Genomic DNA, 24,641 nt, shown 5'->3' with positions numbered 1-24,641 from the left:
GGAGAGGTCACCTTCACCTTCACCACACAATTCGAAGAGTGAGACCAATCCTTTTTGTCCGGGCTCGCAGATTCAGGTGTGGTGCGAAGATGAATGTTAGGCTGCTGAGGTACACCGAGGACGCGGAGCTCCTGTGCTCCGCCGCTGCCCATTCCTGTTACTCGAGGTCGACCAGCGGGGAGCTTATAGACTCCATGGACGGGGAGACTGCCGAGCGCAGGCTGGAGAGCGTACTGTCCTCAGGCCATCACTCGGTGATAGAGCACGCTTCCTACACCTTTTCTCTCGAGGGAATATCAAGGGTGTTGACCCATCAGCTGGTCAGACATCGGGTGGCTTCTTACTCGCAGCAGAGCCAGCGCTATGTCTCCATGGACAAGGCCGAATTTGTCATGCCTCCCAAGATCAGGGAGGATGATGAGGCCGCCCAGCGTTTCGAGATTCTGATGAGAGAGGTGTGGGACACCTACAGGGAGCTATCGGAGAAGGTACCGGTCGAGGATGCTAGGTATGTACTTCCGAATGCGTGCACCACCAATATCACCGTTACCATGAACGCCAGGGAGCTCTGGCATTTCTTCTCGCTTAGGTGCTGCAACCGGGCGCAGTGGGAGATACGGGAGGTGGCGGATCGGATGCTCGAGGCGGTTCGCAAGGTCTGCCCGGTCATTTTCAGGAGGGCGGGACCGCCCTGCGTGCGTGGACCATGCCCCGAGGGCAAGATGACCTGCGGGAAGCCAAGGAAGGACGAGCTGAGCAAGCTATAAATACAGCAAGTCCTTAACCACTTCCCACTCGGTGTGGAACATGGGAAATATTAGACCCACTTACATCAAGAGGGTGGCCATCGATCTGGTGGAGAAGTACCCAGGAGTCTTCAGTGGTGACTTCGAGAACAATAAGCTCATGGTCGAGAAGCTGACCGACGTTCATTCGACCACCATGAAGAACCGCATAGCTGGGTATATTACCAGGTATTGGCACCAGTTTGAAGCATGATTCGATAGATTTTTCCCCATCGACTCTTTTCCCCAGAATGATGGATGCTGTTAGGGTCGAGGGGCTAACTAGGGTTTTCAAGACAAACAGAGGCAAGAGGGAAACCGTTGCTCTGGATGACGTGGATCTCCACATTAAGGATGGAGAACTCTTCGGTCTCCTAGGACCCAACGGGGCCGGAAAGACTACTCTCATTAAGATACTGGCCACACTTCTGCTCCCATCCTCTGGAAGCGCCGAGGTTCTGGGTTACGATGTTGAACGGCAGGCGCAGAGCATCCGCCCCCTTATCAACATGGTAGCGGGGGGCGAGTTCTCCGGTTACGGTCTGCTCACGGTCAGGGAGAACCTCTGGATGTTCTCACAGTTCTACGGAATCCCCGGCAAGGAGGCAAGGACCCGGATCGATGATCTTTTGGCTCGATTTGGACTGACCGAGTTTGCCGATTCGAAGGTCAGGACGCTGTCCACCGGGGAGAAGCAGAAGATGAACGTGATCCGGGGGTTCGTGACCGACCCAAGGCTCATCTTCTTGGACGAGCCAACACTGGGGCTTGATGTCAACTCCAGCCGCGCGATCCGATCATTCGTGATTGACTGGGTCTCCTCCGGAGATCGCAGGACGGTGCTGCTAACGACTCACTACATGGCGGAGGCTGAGGAGCTGTGCGACAGGGTGGCCATCATCGATAGGGGAAGGATACTGGCCTGTGACACCCCTTCCAACCTGAAGAGGTCTCTGGACCGGGTGACATCCTATGAGATCGAGACATCCGCACTTGAGGGAGCGGAAGAGATAGGGGCCATTCCTGGTGTCAGGGGCATGGCATTGGAGCCACTGGAACAAGGCCTTAAGCTGAGGGTGCAGGTGGAGGAAGAGGCCTCGATCTCCGAAATAGTGTCCATGATAGTTGGCAGGGGGGCGAAGATACTCTCGATGAGCAAGAGGGAGTCGACGCTCGAGGACGTGTTCATCAACTTAGTTGGGAGGGGTCTGGAATAGAGCTGGCGCTCAACATTCGCGCCATGGCGGCAAGGGCTTACCCAAGGGTAATAGGCTCCCTTAGGGAGCCATCGTGGTTGATAGGTGACATAGTCCTTCCATTGCTGAGCATCATGGCCTTCGTCTTCTACTACAGGGCCATGGGCGCCCCGGAGGTTTTCACAGGTTTCGTGGTTCTTGGAGGCGCCATGATAGCATACTGGCTCAACGTGCTGTGGGGCATGGCGGCCCAGTTCTACTGGGAGAGGGAGGTGGGCAATCTCCAGCTCTACCTGATCTCGCCCATGTCCCGAATGTCGGTATTGGCGGGGATGGCTCTGGGTGGGATGTTCTCGACCACGCTCAGAGCTGTGTCCACTTTCGTGTTGGGATTCGTGGTGTTCGATATCCAAGTCAACCTCACCAATCCCGGCGCGCTCATCGTGGTGTTCCTCATTACCCTTCTGGCGCTCTACGGGATGGGGATGCTGTTCTCTTCGCTGTACCTTCTATTCGGCAGAAATGCCTGGAGGCTTTCGATGCTGGCACAGGAGCCCATCTACCTGGTATCTGGATTCTATTTTCCCGTAAAGGAGCTGGGTTTCTGGGTCGGCCTCGCCGCTTCAATAATTCCAATCACGCTGGGCCTCGATGCCATGCGGCAGCTGCTGTTCGGACCCGAGCTGTCCGATGGCCTTCTGCCGGTAAGTGTCGAGATAATGATACTACTGGTCATTGCCGTGATATTCTTCGTGCTGGCCAGATACTTGCTGGAGTATATGGAGTACCTTGGCAAGAGGGAAGGGAGGCTGCTGACACGATGGCTCTGAGGGACCACCTTCGCACGCTGAAGTACGCGACATGGCTAGGCTGGCAGGTCGAGTCCAACTGGACCAGTCCCCTGCTCTTCATAATCTATTCCCTGGTCAAACCCATCGCCGCGGTCCTGATCCTGATCTTCATGTACCTCATCATACTAGGGGACGTGGCAAGCGATCCAGTCTTCTTCTCGTTCATGTTCATCGGCAACGCCCTTTATCTCTTCGTAGCCCAGGTGCTCTTCGGGCTCACATGGGTTCTTCACGAGGACAGAGAGCACTTCCAGACCCTCAGGAACATCTACATGGCGCCCATGAGCTTCTACATGTATGTGGTTGGAAGGGCACTCAGCAAGATCATAATCACCTCCGCGGCGGTCTTCGTCACCCTGTTGTTCGGGGTGGTCGCACTCAATGTCCCCATCGACATTCTGAAGATCGATTGGCCCTTCCTGCTTATCGCGATGGTCATCGGGCTGATCATGATATGCGCCCTGGGCGTCGCCTTGGCCGGCGTGTCCATGCTGACCGCCAAGCACAGCGGGGGTATCAACGAGGCGATAGCTGGTGTTTTCTACCTGTTCTGCGGGGTGATCTTTCCCATAACCATCCTGCCGATGCAGGTCCAGGCGGTGAGTCTGGCAATCCCGGTGACCTACTGGCTCGAGATACTGCGCCGATCCTTGGTGCCTGACATCGGCATCGAGAGCATCAGCGGGCTCTCTACCTTCTCCAATATCGAGCTGGTGCTCCTCCTCCTGGTGTCGGCAGCGCTATTCCTAGTGGTCTCCATGATGATTTTCAGGTACGCTGACTATCGGGCGAGAAAACAGGGCAAATTGGATATGATAACCACCTATTGAACGAAACGAATTAAAGGGAGTTATGAATATGGGGAGACTCAGGCCCGAGTGGGGTAGCTTGGATATCCTAGGAGGCTGCGGACCTCCCGACCCGGATTCGAATTCCGGCTCGGGCACTACTTTATTCTTCGAGCGGGATTCCCTTTGAGCCGACGATCTCAAGGTTGCCTGGAGGCAGGATCCTGGAGATCTCCTCCTCCGGAACCTCGAACCTCTTGGCCAATTTCGAAGAGATCCTGCTTCGTTCAGTCTTGCCCGGGGCGACGATCACATACCTCTCGGACATCGACTCCATGGTCTCCTTGGGGGCGCCCATGATCTTTCTCTCCCCCTGGTATGAGATCTCCCCGACGGCCATTTCCATCACGATGTGGTGGAAGTAGTTCCTCTTTCCCCTGATGATGAAACCTCCACGAGGAACGAACTCCCCTGCCATGGGAGCCTTGCTAACCTGGTCAGGAAGCACCCAGTAAGCGCTTCCTTCCTTCACTCCAGCGTTCCAGGCCTTGGAGTGGGCGAGGGCGAAGATGCAGACCTCCCTCAACTCCTCTTCCTGGGCTTCGGAACCCTCCTTGAAGACCACGCTCGGAGCACCGTGCACGTCGGCGTGGGCATACCTGTCCTCAGGCTTCAGGTGCTTCTTGACCACCTGGTCGTTGGTTCTTGCATCTCTTCCGGCGATGACCAGTTTCTCGGACGAGGTGAGGAACCACTTGTACCTCTCGAACCAGAACTGCTTGGTGGGGTTCGCCCCCTCCCTGGATTCTTCCACTTTGGCCAGTCCCTTCTTTCTCTTCTCTATCTTGGTCTCGGTGTTCTGCAAAGCTTCCTCGGCACGCCTCGCCTTTTCCCTCAGTCCCTTCGCACTGTCGTAGAGCTTGTTGGCATTGGAGTCTATGCCTAGCTCATAGTCGAGGCTCACCTTCTTCTCTTCGAGGAGAACACTGACCCTGTGCTTGGAAGGATCCACGGACCTCACAATATCGATCGATTCACTGAATGACCTGATCTCTTCCCATGATGATCCCTTCATCGACTTGAGCAGGTTGAGGAGATCGTCCACCTGCTTGTAATTCATGTACAGCAGCTCCGCGTTGTTTGAAAGCTCCTCAGCCTCCGCCTTCCTCCTTTCGATGGATTCCCTCTGGTGCTCAAGCTGTCTCTGGAGCTTTAGAAGGGCTTTGTCGGTGATCTCCAGAGGCTCTGGCTCCCCTCCCAGGTACTCGTGGAGAGCTTCGGAAAAAACACTGTGATTGTCGGCCCTTGACTCGGAGTACTGGACCAAAGGAGCTGGGGTGACGTCCACCATGTCCTCCCCCTCGAAGACTATCCTTGGATCACTGGACTCTTTGACCTGCTGAACAAGGTCCATCATAGTCCTGAAAAGAGTCGAGATCTGCTCTTCGCTCAGCGATGAAGCATCGCTTGCCTTGTCCACATCCGCTCTCAGGCAGACTTCCTCCGCGTATTGGCCTCCCAGATTCACGCTTGTGGCCAATGTCCTGATAGTATCCGATGTGGATTCCTTGATGGTTGAAGTGAACGACTGGAGGTCGCTTTCCAATGGATTGAACCTATTTGGAGGGAAAAGGTACTCAGCCCCCGGACGGACCTCCCTGTGCCTCCAGCGACGGGAGAACAGGCAGTTCACTATCTTTCCGTCCTTCACAAGAAGAAGATTGCCCTCACCGAACAGCTCGATGACGAGTTGGTACTGCTCTCCCCTCATGATGTCTATGACCACTATTCGGTCGAACTCGACCTGCCTGACGGACTCTACGCGGGCGTTTGAGATCAACTTGCGGAGGTGGACGGCGAACTGATCGGGAAAATCTGGGACCTGGGGCCTCTGGGGAGCGAGGTAGAACCACTTCCCGTCTTTCAGGAAGAGCTCCTTCTTTCCCTCGCCCTTCACGTTTACCCTAATGAGAACGTTCCCTCCATCCCACTGGAAGATCTTGTCCACGAATCCTCCGATGAGGGACTGAGCCTCGCTCACCACCGCGAGGACATCGAACGCCCGCATCTCCTTCTTCATGCACTCCCCCTTACAGCTGGGATATTCATAAAGGTTACCTTGGGCACCTCTCAGAAAGATTTATCAATCAAAACCCGATTCGAGGTTAGCGCTGCCACTGTGGCTTAGAGGTATAGCGACGCCTTGGTAAGGCGTAGGTCGAGGGTTCAATTCCCTCCAGTGGCTCCATTTATATTCTTCTATCACAACCTTCTGATGATAGGAATTGCTCCAGACAAACCATTTATATCACGGACGGACAATCTTATAGGTCAGATAAGTGAGGGCGGGAAATGATAGAGATCAGGAACCGGCTGTTCATCTCCTTGGGGTTGATCCTGGGGTTCTTGATATTCGGGACCATTGGATTCCTCATCACTGAGGATACCGTCACCAATGTGTTCGACTCTATCTACTTCACCGTGGTGACAATGACCACCGTGGGATACGGTGACCTCGTACCGACCTCAGGCGCCTCAAGGGCGGTCGCCTCCATCGTGATGATCGGAGGGATAGCATCGGTCCTCTGGACCATCCAATCGGTGTTTGATCTGGCTGTCAGCAGAGGCATAAGGGAGGAGTTGGGCTTGCCAGAGAAGAAGACGAAGCTCAAGGGACACTACATCATCGTGGGTTACGGCAACGTAGGGAAGCAGACCGTATCGCAGCTCCGTGCGAAGAACGAGAAGTTCATAGTGATCGAGAACGACACGGCGAAGATCGAAGTGGCCGTTGACGCCAACATACCTATAATCGAGGGCGATGCCTCCGAGGACAGCGTTCTGCAGAGAGCCAATATTGCCGACGCCAAGGGGCTAGTCACCACTCTTACCGACGCGATGAACGTCATCGTGGTCATCTCCGCCAAGATGCTCAATCCGGACATCTATGTGGTAACCAAGGTGGAGGAGTATAGGAACGTGGCCAAGCTCAAGAAGGCCGGTGCGGACGAGATCGTGGACTGCACCGAGATGGGCGCAAGGGTCATCGTGACCAAGGTTAGGAATGTCGCCATAGACCCCGTTTGCGGGGAAGAGGTGAGTATCCGGGACACCCTCTATGTGCAAGAGCACGGCGGGGAGACATACTACTTCCACTCCAACGAGTGTCTGGAGAAGTTCATCGAAGATCCAAAGCGCTACATCATAATGAAGAAGGCCCTGGAAGCAACCTGTGGGCTCGACCTCTTGAAGTGATTATTTGGACATCGAGTAATAGACGAACCCGGACCAGATCTTTGGATAGAAGAATGTGGACTTCTTGGGCATCTTGATGCCCTCGCCTGCAACCTTCCAAACCTCATCCAGCTTGGGTAAGCCCAGCAGAATGGCAAGGTCGCTCCTGCCGTTCATGACCTTGTTCCTAGCATTCTCGCAGCTCTCCTCGTACTCGATATTGAAGATCTTGTCTCCCAGAACGTTCTTGAAAATGATCTCCTGGCAGGCGTAGGCGTCTATGACCCAGAGTATATTGTCGTTTGGCAGTTCCTCAAGGAAGGCGTAGTACATTCCTCCAGATCTGGTGATGAGCCCGAATCCCATGTGCTCCTTCCTGGCCATCCTTGACCTTAGAGAAGGGAAATCATCCATGGTCTCCACGATCAGGTGATTCTTCATCCTCTCAAGTAACTCCTCTTCGTCTATGTCCAGGTCCGAAAGGAGCCTGTGAGTTGGAAGTAGTATCATCCCCTCGTCATCGGATGAGACCAGAGTTGCGAGCACATAGCCCTTCTTCTCCTCCCCTCCGTTTTCCTCGAAGTACTTCAACGCTGTCTCGTAGCGGTGGTGGCCGTCCGCGATCAGCACGGTCTTGGACATCATCATCGACTGTATCCTGGAGATCATCTTCGGGTCGGAGATCCTGTGGAAAGAGTGCACCACTGAATCGTGGTCCTCCGTTTCGAACAGCTTCACCGAGCTGGAAAGCAATTCCTCGATAGGAATATCCGAGTGGTGGTACAGACCGAAGATGGATTCGGAGTGGGTCTCTGTGTCTTCCAGCAGTCGCAAGCGGTCCTCCTTTACCTTGGGTATGGTCTCCTCATGCGGTATGACCATCCCTTTGTCATAGGGCTCCAATGAAAGGACGCCGACCAACCCGGTCCTGGTCAATCTTCTTCCATCGTTTAGGAATGACTGCCTGTAGAGGTAGAAGCAAGTATCCTCATCCTTCTCGAGTTTCCTGGAGGACATCCAGTTCTTTAGCTCCTTGGCTGCTTGGAGATACCTTCCTCCCTGGGGGTTCAGTGTGATCCTGGTTACGTTGAAGGGATTGGCCTTGAGATCATCCAGCTCGTGATCGTCGATCACATCGTATGGCGGGGATATCCTCTTCGAGATATTCTCGTCAGGATCGAGTGAAGGAATCAGGCCGTTGAATGGTTTGAAAATGACCATCTGAGCACCGCTTATGGCGGTAATAAGGCATCTCCTCAATAGCCTTTTCCCCCAGCCGGATGTCCAGCCTCCTTTTCCATCAATAAGTGGGCTGCTGCATTCTACGGTATGCCCTCAGCTCAGCATCATGAGCGCCTTGCACAACCCGAGTCGTTTGAAATTGACGAGCTAGCTTCCTCCTTTTACTGAATCTTATTAAAGCTCCAAGTTCAGAACAATGGTGGTTGGAAGTGGGCTCACCCGGATTCGAACCGGGGACCTACGCCGTGTAAAGGCGTCGTTTGCCAGGTCATCTGGGTCTTCCAGAATGCCTCATGACCGCTAGACCATGAGCCCTCTTAGTCAGAGAATATGAGAATTGTATTAAAACTTAGTGCGAAAAGAAAAATATGGAAAAGGGAAAGAGGTTTGATTCACAACAGTCTAGATGTTGTAGATGTTGAGGTACCAATCTGCCAAACCTACCGTGGGAGAGACGATCAGAATGACATATGGATAGTTGTCTGCCAGAGCGTGTATGCTGCGCAGGGTCTCCATCTGGTCATTCAGGTTCAGATCGAAGATCAGGGCCGGCATGCTACCGTATGCTGGTGCGTAGACGGTCACCATCCACTCGGTCGCCGGGAAGTCTGGTTCAAAGCCAATAACAGTCTCGGCGTCATCGAGCAGCTCTCCGTTGACCATGATGTTGTCGACCCACCAACCTTCCTCGGTATAGCCCCAGTCGGTCATGTACCTGAACTGTATCCAAATCACCTGGCCATCATAGGCTGAAAGGTCGAATGACATGGTCATCCATTCACCAGAGGTTCCAGTGAGGCCCGGCAGCTGTTCTATGATCGCTGGGTGAGCATTTGGATCGTAATCCGAGACCGTATACTCGTTCTCCAGCGAGGTCCATGTCTGACCGAAGTCCGTGGAGACCTGCACGAAGCCGAAGTCCCAGTAATCCTCGATGTAGTAGTAGGTGTCGAACTCAAGAGTGGAGTTCCTAGCGTCGCTGAGATCCACCTCTCCGACTAGCTTGAAGTCCTTCAAGTCACCTGCACCCGAGTACCAAGCGAAATCCGGCTCGGCGTCGAAAAGCTTCAGGTCATCGACGAACATCCACCAGTCCCAGGTACCGTGGTACACGAATCCCAGCTTAACGGATTCCTCTCCGGCGAATTCTGTCAGGTCGACAACGACCGTTCCAGAGACTGTGTTGCCTGGATACCAAGTCTCCACATCCACCCATCCGTAACCTGCGTTGGCAACGACTCTAGCGAAATCATCACCGTCATAGGTGTTGTACTCGAGGTACATTTGGAGGAACGGATTCTCGAGCGCGCTCATGTCGATCGAGGTATCGGCCATGTACAACCACTCTGTGATATCGGTCCCTGAACCTGCTGCATCGCTGCTGCACCACACGGCCCAATCACCATCGCCCTCATCGTAGGTTGCCCAAGGCCAGTAGTCAGGACCCTCGCTGTCGGTTGTCCAACCCGTAGGGAAGGAACCATCATGGTTGAAATCCTCGGACCAGATCGGGTCTCCCTCGAAGGGCTTCATGGCGATCTCCCAGCCCTCTGGCACCTCGGTCCATCCCTCGAAGTTCAGCTTTAGTCCGAGCGGGTCCATCCACTCAAGGTCATCGATGTAGACATAATCGGTACCGAAGGATCCTACATTAGCGAGGCCGGTGTCGTAATCATCATAGGTCCAGGTGTCTCCCCACCACTCGGACATCCACCATCCACCATAGTATGGGGAGTACCATAGCATGGACACCTCCATGGAGTACATGCTGTCCCAATCGATGGAGGTGTAGTTGTACCAACCATTACCAGGATCATCGCTATGAATGAGGTTGGCCAACCTCCAGTTGTAGAACACATCTTCGAAGGTCCAATCGTCATAACCCATCTCTATGAGCGTGGATGTGACCGAATCCTTTCCGTTATCGGGATTCTTGAAGAGTGCTGAGATGAACTCCGAACCGTTGAAGTGATCGTTCAGGTACATCATGAACATCATTGTCTGGGCATAATCAGCCAAGATGTTGATATCGCCCTGGTCGCCCCAGTCTACAAGGCCGTTATCAGGGGTGTAAAGGAACCGGTACATGGTGTTCCACATCTCCGACTCGACCATGTAGCCGCAGATGAATTCCGAGTACATCGAGCATCCTTCGTTTATCCAAGAAGCCTCGTCGGAATCTGCATCATCGTGCAGCAGATGCTGATACTCGTGCGCCACGGTACCCTCATATACAAAAGGTCTCGGCGAGGTGCCCGTGGTCCTGTTGTCCCAGTCCCAGCAATCTATGTGAATAATGTTCCTGTCGTAGTAGAGTTCAGCGGTTGGGGAGTAATACCCGACAACATAGTATGGATATCCTGCATCGAAATAGTTCTCATCTATGATGTTGAAGATCATAATCATGGTCTTCTCACCGTTGACATTCTGGTAGTAATCGAAACCATAGTCCTCCATGAGGCTGTTGTCTCCGGTGTGGTTGTCTGGACTTCCAAAGTTCTCTGATTCGATTGGGAAGATAACCTCATCGAACTGCTGGATGATGTAGTTCACTTTTCCTTCAGAGATATTCAATCTTGATGTGAACTCGTTACGAGGGTCCCCATCCTCGAAATTCAAATCGGTCGCTACCCAAACCTCACAATGGTTGCCTTCCCCACGTTTCTCGAACTCTAGCCAGCCAGATCCATCAAAATCATAGTACATCCCCCTGTCTCCGACGTCATAATAATCTTGGAAGACATATTTTCCCAAGGGGCCGTTGGAGAACGCCTCGCTCACGGAAGTACTATCTACAGGACGATCCCTGATTGAAGGACCTATATCAATCCCTACTGGGTCCGCTATTCTTGGTGTATCGGTTGTCACTGCGGTTGATTGGGGAACAAAAACCGCAAAAACAACGACAACCATTGTTAGCGCAACCAGTATGCTAATAACCTTAGCAAACTTTCCTAACACTTTACCCCTCCTGTCATTAGCCGCCTGCAAGGTAAAAATGCGGTAAACCTTGGGGTCTGGCGGCCATAATTCCTCTATGATGTTATCGTGCGCATTTATATATAATAATTGTGTGGTAATAATTGACTGGACACCGGTAAGGAGCGCATAGAATCGTAATTCACATTTCCTTAAAATTTCGGCCGACTTGGTTGAGCGCCCCACTCCTCTTTACAATCTTGGGAAGACTCCGAAATGGACATAAGCCCGGAAGCCCTTTTCTCACCACCTTCGGGTAAGTGAGGGTTTCGTGTTGTCTGCCGATGACGGTCTATTCTCCCAGATGAAGGCAGCAATGAGCATGCCGGAAACCGGTCCCGCTCTGCGCCGCTACTTCATCAATACGATCTTCGACTCCACATTCGTTATTTTGGGAGTCATAATTGGTTCCGCTTTCGCCCACGATCCAAGCTACAGCCTGGTAATCGCCACCATTCTCACCTCGAGCTTCGCCCTTGGCATTTCTACGGGCGTCAGCGTCTACGAGGCTGAAACCATGGAGCAGGATCGGAGGATCAAGGAGATCGAGACCGCGATGCTCTCCTCGCTCAAGGACACAGAGATCCAGCGGATGTCGAGGCTCTCGATCTTCGTTATATCGCTAGTGAACTTCTCCGCTCCACTCATGGCCTGTGGTGTCACCCTTGTACCCATTCTCATAATCGGTGAGGGAAACGTTCAGCTGGGAGGATGGATAGCCTCCATTCTTGCACTGACCATCCTGTTCGTGACTGGGGCCCTGATGGGCCGTATGTCGGGAAAAAATCCCGTATTGCGGGGTTTGAGGATGGCACTGATTGGTGGAGGAGTGTTCCTCATCTGCTTCTGGATCCAGACCCTGATATGATCAGCAGATCCTGGGCACAGGATCGCCTACTGGCGGGTCAATGATCCTTCTGCCTCCCACCTCGGTCTTCATGACCACGCGATCGAATTCATTGGTGGCTCGGCCAATTATCGCCGCGTTCTTTGCCAGTGGAGATTTCCTCATCAGCTTTACGATATCTTCGGCCATCTCGGGAACGCAGGCTATCGCTATCTTCCCCTCGTTTCCGATGGTCAGCGGGTCGAGGCCCAGAAGCTCGCAGGCACTTCCCACGGCTGGATGGATCGGGATCTGAGGCTCGTCGATCTCTATTCCCACCTTGGACTTGGATGACCACTCGTTGAGCGTGTTGGCCATTCCACCCCGGGTCATGTCCTTCATGGAGGTCACGCCTCCCAGCTCAAGTATCGAAGCTATGAGACGATGCAGTGGTGCCACGTCACTTTTGATCGCGCTCTCGAATCCATATCCCTCTCTGAATGAGAGCAGTGCTATTCCGTGATCTCCCAAGGTTCCGGAGACTATTATGGCGTCCCCATCGCCCACGTTGTCGTCGGTGAGCCATCTGTTGGCCACCTTTCGTGATCGCGAAGCTACATCGAAATTCTTCTGAAGGTAAGGGCACTCCTTTCCAAGTGCCGAGGTCACCACGATCATCTGGTCAACGGCACCGGACTCCACCACCTTCGTGTCGCCTGTGACAACCGGTATTCCGGAAAGTTCTGAGTACTGGCCTATGCTCTGCATCACCTTCTCCAAGGTGTCGATCTCCAAACCCTCCTCGAGAACCATGGCACAGGACATCGCAACAGGACAGGCCCCCATCACCGAGATGTCGTTGATCGTTCCGCAGACCGCCAGGGATCCGATATCCCCCCCGGGAAAGAACAGGGGTTTCACGGTGTGAGCGTCGGTTGTGAACACCATGCCATCGATTATGGCTGAATCGTCAAAGGACCTGAGCGGGACCTCTGCGTCAATATCCGGAAGGAAGGGCGCGATGTGCTTGGATATGAGCTCTTGCATCATCTCCCCTCCGGCCCCGTGGCCCATGGTTATCCTTTTCATCGCCTCGTCTTATGGAGCCATAGGCTAAAAAATCTCTCCCCGGACGCGCGAGGTGTCGACTATTCGACAAATGAGTTAAAAAGGTGTTACCATATCTTCAGCTGACACGGTGATTGAATGAACCCCTTCAGTTTCAATGTTCCTACCAAGATAATATTCGAGCCAGGCGCCACGACTAGGCTCGGCTCATTGCTTTCCGATGACGGGGTGAACTCAGCCCTGGTCATCACCGACAAAGGGGTAATGAAGGCAGGTTGTCTCAAGGGAGTTTTCGATTCTCTGGATTCAATGGGGATCATCCACGAGACATACGACGGGGTGGAGCAGAATCCCACCGAGGACAACGTTCGGGAGGCGCTCCGGATCCTTAGGGAGTGCAATTACGACGCCATAATCGCGGTCGGGGGAGGAAGCTCCATCGACACGGCCAAGGCGGTGTTGGCCATGATGAAGGAGGGCAAGGATATCGGAGAGCTGTACAAAGCGGTGCTCAAAGGGGACTCACCGCTTTCCCTGGTGGCCATCCCCACAACGGCGGGCACAGGCAGCGAGGTGACCTGGTCGGCCGTCATCACCGACACCGAGCATAAAGTGAAGGAGACTGCTCGAGGTGGGTTCATGTATCCAAAGATCGCCCTGATAGACCCTGAACTTACCATATCCCTTCCTTCCCACATCACCGCATCCACGGGGATGGACGCCCTGACCCATGCCATGGAGGCGTTCATCACCAAGGGCGCGCACGCCATGTCGGACGCCCTCGCCATGGAAGCGTCACTTCTCATCTTCAGCAATTTGCGTGATGCGGTCAATGACGGCAGCAACCTCCGGGCAAGGAGCGCCATGAGCATCGCCTCTACCCTGGCGGGGATGTCATTCTCCATCTCTGGGCTGGGAATGGTTCACGGCATGGCGGAGCCTTTGGGAGGAAGATACAACGTGCCCCATGGAATAGCCAATTCGATCCTCCTTCCGCACTGCCTGAGCTTCAACTGCGACGCCGTCGAGGGCAAGCTGGCTACAATGGCACATTTACTCGGAATCAATGGAGACCACTCGGACCACGAGACCTCACATCTCCTCGTTAAGGAGGTGGCCAGGCTTTCCGACGATGTTGGAATACCCCATAAGCTGGAAGTGGTGATCGACCAGGACGAGTTCGATTCCCTTATCTCGGACGCGTCGAAGAACAGCTGCCTTCCGGGGAATCCGAAATCCGTGAGCCGGGAGGACATCGCCAACATTTACTCAAGAATTCTGAGAGTGGAGCAATAGCAATAACTCAACATGATATTGAGTTCCTCACATGACCATTGGCACATCGAAGGGTCAATCGTTGGAATGGTACCGCTTCTCCAGCCGTCTGATACCATCAAGGCCTACGATCTCGTTGAAGGCTTCGAAGTCCATAAGCCGGTCCTCCAACCCTTCGAACGTTCCCTTATCGAACAGATGCTGGAAGACATCTATGGTGGCTCTTGCCACAGCATATGTGTTGACGGTCGGGTAAGCGATTATCCTGTATCCGAATTCTGCCAGCTCGGCGGAGGATAGGATCGGGGTCCTGCCTCCTGGGATCATGTTCGCCATGTGCGGCCCCTCCGTCTCCTCTATGACCCTCCGCATGTGCTCGACGCTCTCCACCGCCTCTATAAAGGTCATGTCAGCCCCCTCTGCGCGATAGAGGTTCACTCTCTCAAGGGCGTCGTCAATGCCGTTGACCGACAGCGAATCGGTCCGGGCGATGATCACCAAGTCCGGGTCGGTCCTAGAATCGACCGCCGCCCTGATCTTGGCCACCATCTCATCGGGCTGGATAACCTCCTTGCCAGACATGTGGCCGCATCTCTTGGGGGACACCTGGTCCTCGATGAGCATACCCGCAACGCCAGCCCGTTCGAACTCTCTCACAGCCCTCACCACGTTCGTGACGTTTCCGTACCCAGTGTCCGCATCAGCTATCACGGGGATGTCCACCGCGCCGGCGATTCTTCTGGCGGCATCGACCATCTCGGTCATGGTCAGGAGTCCCACGTCAGGCTTCCCGAGCAGTGAGGCAGAGTTTGCGTATCCGGCGGTGAAAATGGCCTTGAAACCGACCTCTTCCGCTATCTTTGCGCACAAGGCGTCGTGCACCACGGGCATTATTATCGCATCGCCCTCGCCGAGAATGTTCCTGAATGCGGAGGTCCTCTTCATGGGAGGTAAAGGGGCGTATCAGCATTTGGCTTTTCAGGGATGAGGTCTCCTTTCCGCGCAAAGTCTTATGAACGCTTCCCCTATTACCACTGGGCTCGTAGGGTAGCCTGGATTATCCTTTTGGCCTTCGGAGCCAAAGACTGGGGTTCGAATCCCCACGGGCCCGCCACATCCATCAACCATTCATTTTTTCAATTTAATGAAATCATTCTTCCACTAGACCCTCCCACACATGTTGTTCATCCATGGAAGAGATCCTTTTCTCCTCGAGTCTTTTAAGTACGATGTTATCACAGATGCGAACTGGCAACTCTCCGTAGTCCTTCAATACATGTTCCATTGATTAGAGATTTCTTGAATGAGATTTGATTGCCTATTTGGGTCAATATGGCCCGAAGTCCTCGATTAGTACTCAATTCCCAACTCCACTGAATCTTCTCTTGATGATTCTCAACTACTTGGACTTTATATCTGGGCTCCAGGCCAATGCGACTAACTTGATGGAGATTTTGGTCTTAGTGGTCGATATTGAGACCGTCTCCAGATTCTCAGTTAAAGGATCGATTCTTCCTCTTATCTTATCCACCTCCGCATTGAAATCCTCCTCCAATCTCTTCCTCTGTCCCTGTAGAGATTCAAGATTCTCGTCTGCGAACTCAATGTCCATCTTTTCCTTTCTGGACCTCTCATAATCGCGTACTGTCCTACTCGCACTGCTCTTTACTTTCCTTCCCATGACGGCATCGAGTAAAGTCGATCCGAGTGATATGGCACTCTGATGTCTATGGTACCTCTCCTGGTCTTTCTCCTTCTCCAACGCGATCTCCGCCTTCCTTATGCGTTCATCAAGAGCTGCGTACTTCGGAGCGAATTTCTTGCGAAGCTTCTCGATATTCTCGTCCAATATCTCCCTCGCTGCCAATTGCATACGTATTCTGAAGTCGCTCTCTGTTTCGCCGACTTTGGAGTATTGATTTAAGCTAGGGCTCCGGAGTAGCTGAATCTTCTGACTTCCAACTAGCCAGTCACCAAAGGTCTTTTTCCATTTCGTGAAATTCTTGGGGACAGATGCTGCAGAAGGAAGGTCTGAGAATTCAGCATGGTCTGATGGAACCTTTGTCAGGTCGGATATGGTAATGTTCACCTCCTCAGCCATCTCCCAATCAACAGCTATGGGATCATTAGTAATTGGTGTCAGGAAGTGGAGTTCCTTGATTTCGTCCACCCCCTTCTTGGCATCGAAGAATCGCACTTGGGATATGCCCAATATCATTGGTCTATACACGATGTCAGCCTGCTGACCGCCCATCCGTATGAAATATTGAGGGATATCGGATGGCAGCACGGGTCTCTGCGATCCCTGCGTCCTCGCACTCAAAGGCACCTTCTTGATTAGTGGCGATTCTTCAGGAATGATTGATGATCTACCTTCACTCATACTTGATTTTATCGGGTCCATTAAGATTTTGATCTGGTCTCTTGTCAACGGTCCCCTGAGATAGGACATTGCCCACCTCGATGAGAATACCGCTGGCTCATCATCATGGACGTTATGCATGAGGAAGATCCGTTTACCCAGACCAGCGATTATCCGGTCCATATCCTGGCGATCAAACTTCTCACCTGATTCTGCCGATACACCTTCAAGGGCGTCCAGGATCCGCAACTTGTCCCTTTCGGTCTGGAGCCTTCCTATGAACCACGTGCCTGTATTTGAAAGCCCCTTGTAATCGAGATCAACTGGGTTCTGAGTAACAAGCGTCACGCCCACCCCAAATGCTCTTGCCTGTTTCATCAAAGTAAGCAAGGGCAGTTTTGATGGTGGATTGGAAACCGGTGGAAGATAGCCAAACACCTCATCAATGTAAAGGATGGCTCGTAAACTGGTAGTCCCGGACTGGGTCCTCATCCAGCCGACGATATGGTTGAGTAGCAGAGAGACGAAGAACATTCGCTCCGCCTCACTAAGATGAGCGATGGAGAAGATGGAGGTCTTCGGTTTTCCATCGGAACCAAATAAGAAGCTCTTTATTTCAAGCGGTTCACCTTCAAACCAGAGCCTGAAGCTAGGTGCGGCGAGAAGGTTGTTGAGCTTCATGGCCAAGGCAAACCTGTCCTTCGATGAGTAGAACGATTCCAGATCTAAGATACCAATGTTCTTTATTGGGGGGCTTTGTATCTGATGGATTAAGCTGGCGAGATCAAGGTTGTATCCGTTCGACCAGGCTTCTGTTAGTATGGTAGATATCAGAATGTGATCCCTTGAGCCGATTGGATCACTATCTATACCCAATAGCCCGAGCAAGCTGGAGACGGTAGTGCCAACTCTCCCCTGTAGAAGCTCGTCATCTTCTATTATCTCTGCTGGGGGGGCGGAGAAGGATTTAAGAATTGAGACCGGCAAACCAGCATTACTGCCTGGAGTGTATATCATGAAATTGCTGGTCTCGCGAAGTCTTTTGATACGTTCCCCATCCTCCCCCCAGGAAGCAAGACCTTTCTTCCAGGTCTCTGCCTGCTTAGCGGCATACTCTTCGAGGGAGAGGTCATTCTTCATAGCGTCCTCTGGATTCACCCAGGGAATGAAGTCCTCTTTGCGCATCTCCGGGAAAGTCAGGAGGAGGTTAGTTATATCCCCCTTCGGATCTATCACAATCGATGGGACGCCATCAAGAGCGGCCTCCTCCAGAAGGCAGATGCATAACCCAGTTTTTCCGCTCCCCGTCATGCCCACGCAGACCGCGTGCGTTACTAGATCCTTTGAATCGTATAGGACAATGTCCTCCTTCAACGATTTGCTGTTAGGATCGTAGTAACGACCGAGATAGAAAGCACCAAGCTTCTCGTAATTCTGCATATCCCGATCTACCTCCTCGATTGATATCAGTGCCGCCATTAAAAGAAAGTTACTCAGAGAACTGATCAAAATTCAGGGTCGAGACATCATGACGTGACCTCTTGGGTAGATATCACTATGAAAATTCTTTGTAATATCGTCTTGAGATAGGGGCGATAAGTTGCTAATTCATCACCTGCATTCCGGTTCCCCATGACTGAGATTCTAAGAATTGCTGTCATCATATTGATACCTAATATTTCTAATAATGAAAAAAAGAGTAAGTGGTTTAAGTGTTGTCCGTTAAAATGCTGTCTCAATGCGTAACTACCTTAGGTAGCTTCTTTGCCTGAGCTACCCAGTTCTCCACCATCGATAATGAGGGGGTGCGGCGGACCAGTTTTTTCTCAGCGTTAACTTCCTCGAGTTTCTTGGTCAGACTCTCTGGTTTTCGCCTGCTCAATTCAGGGACAGAGTCAACGCCAGCAGCCTCTAAAAGGTCCGAGAATTCCGAACCTATTCCTTTTATCCTGAAGAGATCTGCACGGTTGACCCATTCCAGTATCCTGGTAGCATCAATTTCTGTGGATTCGGCTATCTGCTTCCGCCCTTTGGCTGATGCGCCCTTCTCCAGTAGATTTTCGACGCTCGTTATTCCTGCACTTTTCAATTTCTTCTCGAATGCGGGGCCTATTCCTTCAATTTCAGATAATTTCATTTTACAACCCCCAAGAATCATATTCCATTTGCTATATATTCATCAATTTGGATTTCAGAGAGGCATCCTTAGGTGCATCTTTATTTCAAAGAATTGAAAATATTACTGTTTTCGAAGATGTAGTGGCTGACATTCGATTCGCTCATTCCTGACCTAAACAAACACATTCATCCTACAAAGGATAAAAAGGAGGAAGGGGGGTTTCCGACTTTCATTCTCACTTCTTAACGAGCCTTCTCGCCTCTTCGACGGGAATGGCCACCAACGTTTCCGTTGACATGCAATCCCCCCGCCTTAGAGCTGACTGTAGGGCAGTCTTCTCGTCAGGTGCTTCCATTATCACGACCGCATCAAAGCGACCCAGTGTCCAATACATTTCAAGAATATCCACGTCGTCCTTCTTTGATTCATGCTTAATACACTCGATATTCTTCTCTATGCTTTCTTTTGTAGGTTTTTCTTTGAACCGGATGAGAGAGATGAATCTCAACCTCTCACCTCCCGGGAGTATCCCCAATTTAACATCTCAGTCGAATACCTTTAAAGATTGTGCCTTCAAGGGGTCTGTCAATCGTTGAATCTATGAGTTGAATACACGACGTTAACGTAGTAACAGAAGAGGAGAATTATGGCCAAGGTAGCAATCGTGTGCAACAGCACTGAACCGAGATGCGTGTACCCCACCTTCATTCTTGGATCAAGCGGACTCGCCGTCGGTAACGAGGTGATACTCTTCTTCACCCCGGGTGGGGGGGAGATCCTGATCAAGGGAAAGCTCGAAGCGATGAAAGGCAAGGGGCTGCCGGACATGAAGGATCTGGTTGAGAAAGTGAAAGCCCTCGATGGAAGGATCTGGATCTGCGAGCTGTGTCTTGACGCGAAGGACATCAAGTCAGAAGATCTCATGGACGGTGTGGAGATAGTTGGGGCCACCGAGTTCATGTCGAGGACCAGCTGGGTTAATTTGGATATGGGCACTTCAGCCTGAAGGCAATGCCAGCCTCTGCATTTTCTCTGTCGGTCAACTACCATCTCCTTTTCTTCAGGAATCGCAGGGTCGTCTCCCTGGCCGAAAGTAGCACCTTCACCATCCTCGACGTGGCTTATACTCCCTGCCCTTCGGATTCTTCACCACGAGGGTCCAGTTCTCGACATTAATATCATCGATCTCAGACAACCTGGGTTCCGTCGGTTAGACCTCTGCATAAGGATTCATGTAAACCAGTAACTCTACCATTAATCCAGTAGTCTCTAAGGTTCTTACCATGTACTATGCATTTTTCCTCATACAAAGTTAAATAATCCTATTATCACGTATGATTATCAAATTTACAAATCGATTCAGTCAACTCATTCCATAAACCATTTTTAGGGGAGGCGTAAATCAGTGAAATCTATTGTAAGTAGTGGAACCAGAAGATGTATTCTTCATTTAGGATACATCATTGCCATATTATTATCGATCTATCTATTAATGTTGATTGCCACAGATGCTGCTGTTGCTGAATCAAGTGGTGATTACACCTACACCGTGAGCGATGGCAATGCTACGATCACTGGATATATTGGCGCAGGCGGAGATATTGCCATACCCTCCACCATTGGGGGATATCCTGTCGTAGCCATCGGTGAGGTGGCGTTCTATGAGATGGTCTCCCTGACATCCGTCACCATTCCAGACAGCGTCACGTCGATCGGCGAAATGGCTTTCTCAGACTGTACTTCCCTGACCACCTTGACCATTGGTAACAACGTCACTGTAATCGGTGACTCCGCGTTCTTCCGATGCTCTGCCTTGACCTCCGTTTCCATCGGCAACAACGTCACCACGATCAGCCAGCACGCGTTCTTCGTCTGTTCCTCCCTGACCTCCATTACCATCCCCGAAAACGTCACATCTATCGGAAGCTACGCGTTCGCCGCCTGTTCAGCATTGACCAACATCGATGTCGACCCGGACAATCCGAACTACGCTAGCGTAAGCGGAGTTCTTTACAGCTCGGACTTGACAGTCTTGGTAGCGTACCCCGGAGGGTTGCCTGGGCCGTTCGTATTCCCTGAGAACGTCACTTCCATTGGATACAGCGCCTTCGCATATTCCTCCCTGACCTCCGTGATCATACCGGATACCGTCACGTCCATCGAACCTTACGCGTTCGAATTTTCCGCGGTGACATCCATCACCATCGAAAGCGGAATGACCACGATCGGTTATCGTGCGTTCATCTATTGCTATTCCCTTTCCTCAGTTACCATACCCAATAGCGTCACGACCATTGGCAACTATGCGTTCTACTTGTGTGCTTCTCTCACCTCCATCACGATCCCTGACAACGTGACAATCATCGGCGACTATGCGTTCGCGCATACCGCTCTCACCTCCATCACAATCCCCGACAGCGTCACCACGATCGGCAACGATGCGTTCTGGGTATGCGAGGCTCTGACCTCCGTTACAATGGGTAGCGGTGTGACCTCCATAGGCATCTCCGCGTTCGATTACTGCACCTCGCTAACTTCGATATACTTCCGCGGACTCACGGCACCGACCTCCGTAGGCACCAACTGGATCGTTGACACTCCATCGACCATCCGCGGTCACGCTTATTATTCCTCTAACTTCCCTGCGCAAGGGTCAAAGTTCAATGGCCTGACCATGGGCGACTACATCCCCGAGTACACTTACATAGTTACAGATGGTAAGGCCACCATCACCGGCTACATAGGCCCGGGCGGGGCTGCCAAGATCCCTCCAACACTGGGGGGCTACCCGGTCATAGCCATCGGTGATAGCGCGTTCCAAAACAACGTCAACATAACCTCTATCATCATTCCCGAAGGTGTCACCACTATCGGGATCGGAGCTTTCGCATATTCCTCCATTACATCCATCACCATCCCCGACAGCGTCACATCCATCGGCAACAATTCGTTCTCCTACTGCACCGCTCTCACATCCGCCACTATCGGCAACGGGGTCACCTCGATCAACGTTCGCGTGTTCTATTACTGCTCCGCGCTCGAATCCATCACCATCCCCGACAGCGTTACAACCATCGGCGGCTCTGCGTTCTATTACTGCTCCGCGCTCGAATCCATCACCATCCCCGACAGCGTCACCTTCATCGGTAGCTTCGCATTCGGTTCCTGCACTTCTCTCACCGCCGCAAACATCGGAAACGGGGTCACTACCATCGGTGAGCAAGCTTTCAGTCAATGCACCTCCCTTACAACCGTGACCATCGGCAATAATGTCACCACCATCGGAGACGTTGCTTTCTTCAATTGTCGTGTCCTAACCTCGCTAACCATCCCCGACAGCGTCACATCCATCGGATATTCCGCCTTCTATAACTGTTACGCCCTGAGCTCCGTCACCCTTGGTAATGGATTGACCACGATCAGCGACAATGCGTTCAAAAGGTGTTTCGAACTGACCTCGATAACCTTCCACGGGCTAACGGCGCCGACCTCCGTTGGTACGGATTGGATCACTGACACCAATGCAAGCATCGAAGGTCATGCCCTAAGGGGATCCAGCTTCCCTGCCCCCGGGGGAGACTTCAACGGGCTGCTGATGGGCAGCTATGTCGCTAGCGATTACCTGTACGCGATCGGCTCTGGGCAGGTCACGATAACCGACTATGTCGGCGCAGGAGGAGACATAACCATCCCTTCGACCATCGGAGGATATCCGGTGACGGTCATAAACAACCAAGCGTTCATTGACTGCTCCTCCCTCACCTCCGTCGTCATCCCGGACAGCGTTATCACGATCGGCGATCGTGCGTTCTACCGTTGCACTAGCCTCACCTCCGCCGTCATACCCGGCAGCGTCACTCTCACGGGAACCTATGCGTTCGCCTATTGCTCCGCCCTGACATCCGTCACAATAGGCGACGGGGTCGGCTCCATCAGTAATAATATGTTCTACAACTGCTCGGCACTCACTGACATCGCCATCCCTGACAGCGTTACCTCTATCGGTAGCTATGCTTTCTACCGCTGCGATGCTCTGACCTCAGTGACCATAGGAAGTGGGGTTTCTACCATTGGTGACTACGTCTTCCAACAATGTCCATCCCTCGTTGCCATTGACATCGATCCATACAATCCGATCTATGCCAGCATCGATGGGGTGTTGTACGATAAGACCATTACCACGTTAGTTGTATTTCCTGGAGGATTGCCGGGACCGTTCACCATACCCAGCAGCGTCACCATCATCGGCAGGTATGCGTTCTCCTACTCTACCCTGACCTCGATAACCATCCCGGGCAGTGTGACCACGATAGGCGACGACGCATTCTACCGCTGCTCGGCCCTGACCTCGGTGAGCATCGAGAACGGGGTCACAATCATCGGCAACTATTCTTTCTACTATTGCACAGCGCTCACCTCGATTAACATCCCTGGCAGCGTCACCTATATCGGATACTACGCGTTCTGCTACTGCTCCGCACTCACCTCGATAACCATCCCTGACAGTGTTACCAACATCGGTAGCTCTGCCTTCTCCCACTCGGGCCTGACCTCGATAACCATTCCGGGCAGTGCCACCATCGGCTCCTATGCGTTCTCGTACTCCAACCTGACCTCCGTCAACGTAGGCAGCGGGGTCAGCTCGATCAGTGGCTATGCGTTCGCTTATTGCTCCGCACTCACCTCAATAAACATCCCCGACAGCGTCACCAACATCGGCAGGTATGCGTTCTACTATTGCTCCGCGCTCACCTCTATAAACATCCCCGACAGCGTCACCATTATCGACTCCTCTGCTTTCTCTTACTCGGGCCTGATCTCCATAACCATCGGAAACGGGGTCATTACCATCGGTGACCAAGCGTTCAGGGAATGCACCTCCCTGGTTTCCGTGTCATTAGGCAACAATGTCTCCGCGATCAACTATTTTGCATTCTACCTTTGCACCTCTTTGACATCAATAAACATCCCTGACACTGTAACAACCATCGGCAACTATGCGTTCGCTGCTTGCCGCGCTCTGCCTTCTATAACCATCCCTGCCAGCGTCACCTCCATCGGGTATCGCGCATTCGCAGGGTGCAACGCCTTGGTATCGATCAACGTAGATGAAGACAATCCGAGCTATTCTAGCGTGAACGGGCTCCTTTGCAGCAAGGACGGGACGGTCCTGATACAGTATGCTGGGGGATTACCTGAGCCGGTTGTTTTCCCCGAAGGCATCACATCGATCGGTCCTTATGCCTTCGCATCTTCCCAAATCACATCCATAACCATCCCTGACACCATCACGTCCATTGGTGACTATGCGTTCGATTCCTGTTCCAGCCTGACCTCGGTCATAATCGGTAATGGGGTGATCACGATCGGCAATAGGGCGTTCCACTTTTGCTCGGCCCTGAGCTCCGTCACGATCTCCGACAGCGTCACCACCATCGGCAACTATGCGTTCTACTGGGCCAGATCTCTTACATCAATAACAATCCCCAACAGCGTCACCGTGATCGGAGATTACGCATTTGCACAATCCGCCCTTATCTCCATAACCATCCCTGACAGTGTCACCACGATCGGCGCAGATGCATTCTGGGTATGCCAATCCCTCACGACCGTTACCATTGGTAAAAGTGTAACATCCATCGGCGCCGAAGCGTTCGACTACTGTACCTCGCTCACCTCGATATACTTCCGCGGAATCACCAGACCCATCTCTGTCGGCTCTTACTGGATCCGCGACACGCCATCGAGCATTCGTGGCCACGCCTACTACTCCTCCAACTTCCCCGTGCCGGGAATCAGATTCGCCGGTCTGATGATGGGCGACTACATCCCCGAGTACACTTACACCGTGAGCGGTGGCAACGTCACAATTACCGGCTACATCGGCCCTGGCGGGCCGGCCAAGATCCCCTCCAC

Annotated in this window: 18 protein-coding genes and 4 tRNA genes; 13 read left to right on the top strand and 9 right to left on the bottom strand. The window is 52.5% G+C overall.

Annotation, left to right across the window (positions count from 1 at the left end; translation table 11 throughout):
* Nucleotides 1–89: 89 nt before the first annotated feature.
* The 6 genes from GKC03_08650 (at nucleotide 90) to GKC03_08625 (ending at nucleotide 3,778) form a co-directional block, all read left to right on the top strand.
* A complete protein-coding gene (locus GKC03_08650) occupies nucleotides 90–767 on the top strand; it encodes an FAD-dependent thymidylate synthase (GenBank protein NYT12595.1) in 678 nt (225 codons plus the stop codon).
* 40 nt (nucleotides 768–807) lie between these two features.
* Entirely contained in the window at nucleotides 808–999 is a 192-nt protein-coding gene (locus tag GKC03_08645) for a 30S ribosomal protein S17e (protein NYT12594.1), read from the top strand.
* 40 nt (nucleotides 1,000–1,039) lie between these two features.
* A complete protein-coding gene (locus GKC03_08640) occupies nucleotides 1,040–2,002 on the top strand; it encodes an ABC transporter ATP-binding protein (protein NYT12593.1) in 963 nt (320 codons plus the stop codon).
* A 23-nt stretch (nucleotides 2,003–2,025) separates the two neighbouring features.
* Entirely contained in the window at nucleotides 2,026–2,811 is a 786-nt protein-coding gene (locus GKC03_08635; GenBank protein ID NYT12592.1) for an ABC transporter permease, read from the top strand.
* Nucleotides 2,802–3,662 carry an ABC transporter permease gene (locus tag GKC03_08630; protein NYT12591.1) on the top strand — a complete coding sequence of 287 codons (861 nt, stop codon included), beginning with the start codon at nucleotides 2,802–2,804 and terminating at the stop codon, nucleotides 3,660–3,662. Before GKC03_08635 ends, GKC03_08630 begins: the two co-directional genes overlap by 10 nt.
* A 42-nt stretch (nucleotides 3,663–3,704) precedes the next feature.
* Nucleotides 3,705–3,778, top strand: a tRNA-Arg gene (locus GKC03_08625).
* 5 nt (nucleotides 3,779–3,783) lie between these two features.
* On the opposite strand, the gene GKC03_08620 is transcribed toward GKC03_08625, so the two are convergent.
* Entirely contained in the window at nucleotides 3,784–5,700 is a 1,917-nt protein-coding gene (locus GKC03_08620) for a fibronectin-binding domain-containing protein (protein NYT12590.1), read from the bottom strand.
* A gap of 93 nt (nucleotides 5,701–5,793) precedes the next feature.
* Between GKC03_08620 and GKC03_08615 the strand changes: the two genes are divergently transcribed.
* Together GKC03_08615 and GKC03_08610 are read left to right on the top strand one after the other, a co-directional pair.
* Nucleotides 5,794–5,868: transfer RNA gene (locus tag GKC03_08615), tRNA-Thr, on the top strand.
* 104 nt (nucleotides 5,869–5,972) lie between these two features.
* Nucleotides 5,973–6,875 (top strand): YHS domain-containing protein, encoded by a 903-nt coding sequence (locus GKC03_08610; protein ID NYT12589.1) that lies wholly within the window; start codon nucleotides 5,973–5,975, stop codon nucleotides 6,873–6,875.
* On the opposite strand, the gene GKC03_08605 is transcribed toward GKC03_08610, so the two are convergent.
* The 3 genes from GKC03_08605 to GKC03_08595 all read right to left on the bottom strand — a co-directional run bounded on the left by GKC03_08605 (nucleotide 6,876) and on the right by GKC03_08595 (nucleotide 11,057).
* Nucleotides 6,876–8,114, bottom strand: coding sequence for a DUF1015 domain-containing protein (locus GKC03_08605; protein NYT12588.1), 1,239 nt, complete (start codon nucleotides 8,112–8,114; stop codon nucleotides 6,876–6,878).
* A 192-nt stretch (nucleotides 8,115–8,306) separates the two neighbouring features.
* A tRNA-Val gene (locus GKC03_08600) sits at nucleotides 8,307–8,411 on the bottom strand.
* An 87-nt stretch (nucleotides 8,412–8,498) separates the two neighbouring features.
* Nucleotides 8,499–11,057 carry a hypothetical protein gene (locus tag GKC03_08595; protein ID NYT12587.1) on the bottom strand — a complete coding sequence of 853 codons (2,559 nt, stop codon included), beginning with the start codon at nucleotides 11,055–11,057 and terminating at the stop codon, nucleotides 8,499–8,501.
* Nucleotides 11,058–11,349: 292 nt separating this feature from the next.
* Here GKC03_08595 and GKC03_08590 point away from each other — a divergent pair, with 292 nt between their 5' ends.
* The gene (locus tag GKC03_08590) at nucleotides 11,350–11,943 is read left to right on the top strand and encodes a hypothetical protein (protein ID NYT12586.1); all 594 of its coding nucleotides are present in this window, start codon (nucleotides 11,350–11,352) and stop codon (nucleotides 11,941–11,943) included.
* On the opposite strand, the gene hypE is transcribed toward GKC03_08590, so the two are convergent.
* Nucleotides 11,944–12,990, bottom strand: coding sequence for a hydrogenase expression/formation protein HypE (hypE, locus tag GKC03_08585; GenBank protein ID NYT12585.1), 1,047 nt, complete (start codon nucleotides 12,988–12,990; stop codon nucleotides 11,944–11,946).
* A 117-nt stretch (nucleotides 12,991–13,107) separates the two neighbouring features.
* On the opposite strand from hypE, the gene GKC03_08580 reads away from it, so the two are divergent.
* Nucleotides 13,108–14,265, top strand: coding sequence for an iron-containing alcohol dehydrogenase (locus GKC03_08580; GenBank protein NYT12584.1), 1,158 nt, complete (start codon nucleotides 13,108–13,110; stop codon nucleotides 14,263–14,265).
* A 54-nt stretch (nucleotides 14,266–14,319) separates the two neighbouring features.
* Here the strand turns inward: GKC03_08580 and GKC03_08575 are convergent, their stop codons facing one another.
* Nucleotides 14,320–15,189 carry an isocitrate lyase/PEP mutase family protein gene (locus GKC03_08575; protein NYT12583.1) on the bottom strand — a complete coding sequence of 290 codons (870 nt, stop codon included), beginning with the start codon at nucleotides 15,187–15,189 and terminating at the stop codon, nucleotides 14,320–14,322.
* Between the two features lie 91 nt (nucleotides 15,190–15,280).
* On the opposite strand from GKC03_08575, the gene GKC03_08570 reads away from it, so the two are divergent.
* Nucleotides 15,281–15,358: transfer RNA gene (locus GKC03_08570), tRNA-Arg, on the top strand.
* Between the two features lie 285 nt (nucleotides 15,359–15,643).
* Here the strand turns inward: GKC03_08570 and GKC03_08565 are convergent.
* The 3 genes from GKC03_08565 to GKC03_08555 form a co-directional block, all read right to left on the bottom strand.
* Nucleotides 15,644–18,046: an ATP-binding protein gene (locus tag GKC03_08565; protein NYT12582.1), complete on the bottom strand. Its 2,403-nt coding sequence runs from the start codon at nucleotides 18,044–18,046 to the stop codon at nucleotides 15,644–15,646.
* A 295-nt stretch (nucleotides 18,047–18,341) separates the two neighbouring features.
* Nucleotides 18,342–18,743 carry a DUF4332 domain-containing protein gene (locus tag GKC03_08560; GenBank protein ID NYT12581.1) on the bottom strand — a complete coding sequence of 134 codons (402 nt, stop codon included), beginning with the start codon at nucleotides 18,741–18,743 and terminating at the stop codon, nucleotides 18,342–18,344.
* A 217-nt stretch (nucleotides 18,744–18,960) separates the two neighbouring features.
* A complete protein-coding gene (locus GKC03_08555; GenBank protein ID NYT12580.1) occupies nucleotides 18,961–19,233 on the bottom strand; it encodes a GYD domain-containing protein in 273 nt (90 codons plus the stop codon).
* Between the two features lie 135 nt (nucleotides 19,234–19,368).
* Here GKC03_08555 and GKC03_08550 point away from each other — a divergent pair, with 135 nt between their 5' ends.
* Together GKC03_08550 and GKC03_08545 are read left to right on the top strand one after the other, a co-directional pair.
* A complete protein-coding gene (locus GKC03_08550) occupies nucleotides 19,369–19,731 on the top strand; it encodes a peroxiredoxin (protein NYT12579.1) in 363 nt (120 codons plus the stop codon).
* A 543-nt stretch (nucleotides 19,732–20,274) separates the two neighbouring features.
* Nucleotides 20,275–24,641 (top strand): leucine-rich repeat domain-containing protein (locus GKC03_08545; GenBank protein NYT12578.1); only part of this gene is annotated, 4,367 nt, incomplete at its 3' end.

The sequence above is a fragment of the Methanomassiliicoccales archaeon genome (assembly GCA_013415695.1).
In the GTDB taxonomy this organism is placed as follows: Archaea; Thermoplasmatota; Thermoplasmata; order Methanomassiliicoccales; family JAAEEP01; genus JAAEEP01.
Note: the sequence above shows the minus strand (reverse complement) of the source record. Positions and strands in the feature narration are given on the sequence as shown.

Coding starts and splice junctions, on each gene's coding strand:
- GKC03_08580 (NYT12584.1), top strand. CDS start 13,108: ATGAACCCCTTCAGTTTCAATGTTCCTACCAAGATAATATTCGAGCCA.
- hypE (NYT12585.1), bottom strand. CDS start 12,990: ATGAAAAGGATAACCATGGGCCACGGGGCCGGAGGGGAGATGATGCAA.
- GKC03_08575 (NYT12583.1), bottom strand. CDS start 15,189: ATGAAGAGGACCTCCGCATTCAGGAACATTCTCGGCGAGGGCGATGCG.
- GKC03_08565 (NYT12582.1), bottom strand. CDS start 18,046: ATGCAGAATTACGAGAAGCTTGGTGCTTTCTATCTCGGTCGTTACTAC.
- GKC03_08645 (NYT12594.1), top strand. CDS start 808: ATGGGAAATATTAGACCCACTTACATCAAGAGGGTGGCCATCGATCTG.
- GKC03_08620 (NYT12590.1), bottom strand. CDS start 5,700: ATGAAGAAGGAGATGCGGGCGTTCGATGTCCTCGCGGTGGTGAGCGAG.
- GKC03_08560 (NYT12581.1), bottom strand. CDS start 18,743: ATGAAATTATCTGAAATTGAAGGAATAGGCCCCGCATTCGAGAAGAAA.
- GKC03_08640 (NYT12593.1), top strand. CDS start 1,040: ATGGATGCTGTTAGGGTCGAGGGGCTAACTAGGGTTTTCAAGACAAAC.
- GKC03_08635 (NYT12592.1), top strand. CDS start 2,026: ATGGCGGCAAGGGCTTACCCAAGGGTAATAGGCTCCCTTAGGGAGCCA.
- GKC03_08650 (NYT12595.1), top strand. CDS start 90: ATGAATGTTAGGCTGCTGAGGTACACCGAGGACGCGGAGCTCCTGTGC.
- GKC03_08630 (NYT12591.1), top strand. CDS start 2,802: ATGGCTCTGAGGGACCACCTTCGCACGCTGAAGTACGCGACATGGCTA.
- GKC03_08610 (NYT12589.1), top strand. CDS start 5,973: ATGATAGAGATCAGGAACCGGCTGTTCATCTCCTTGGGGTTGATCCTG.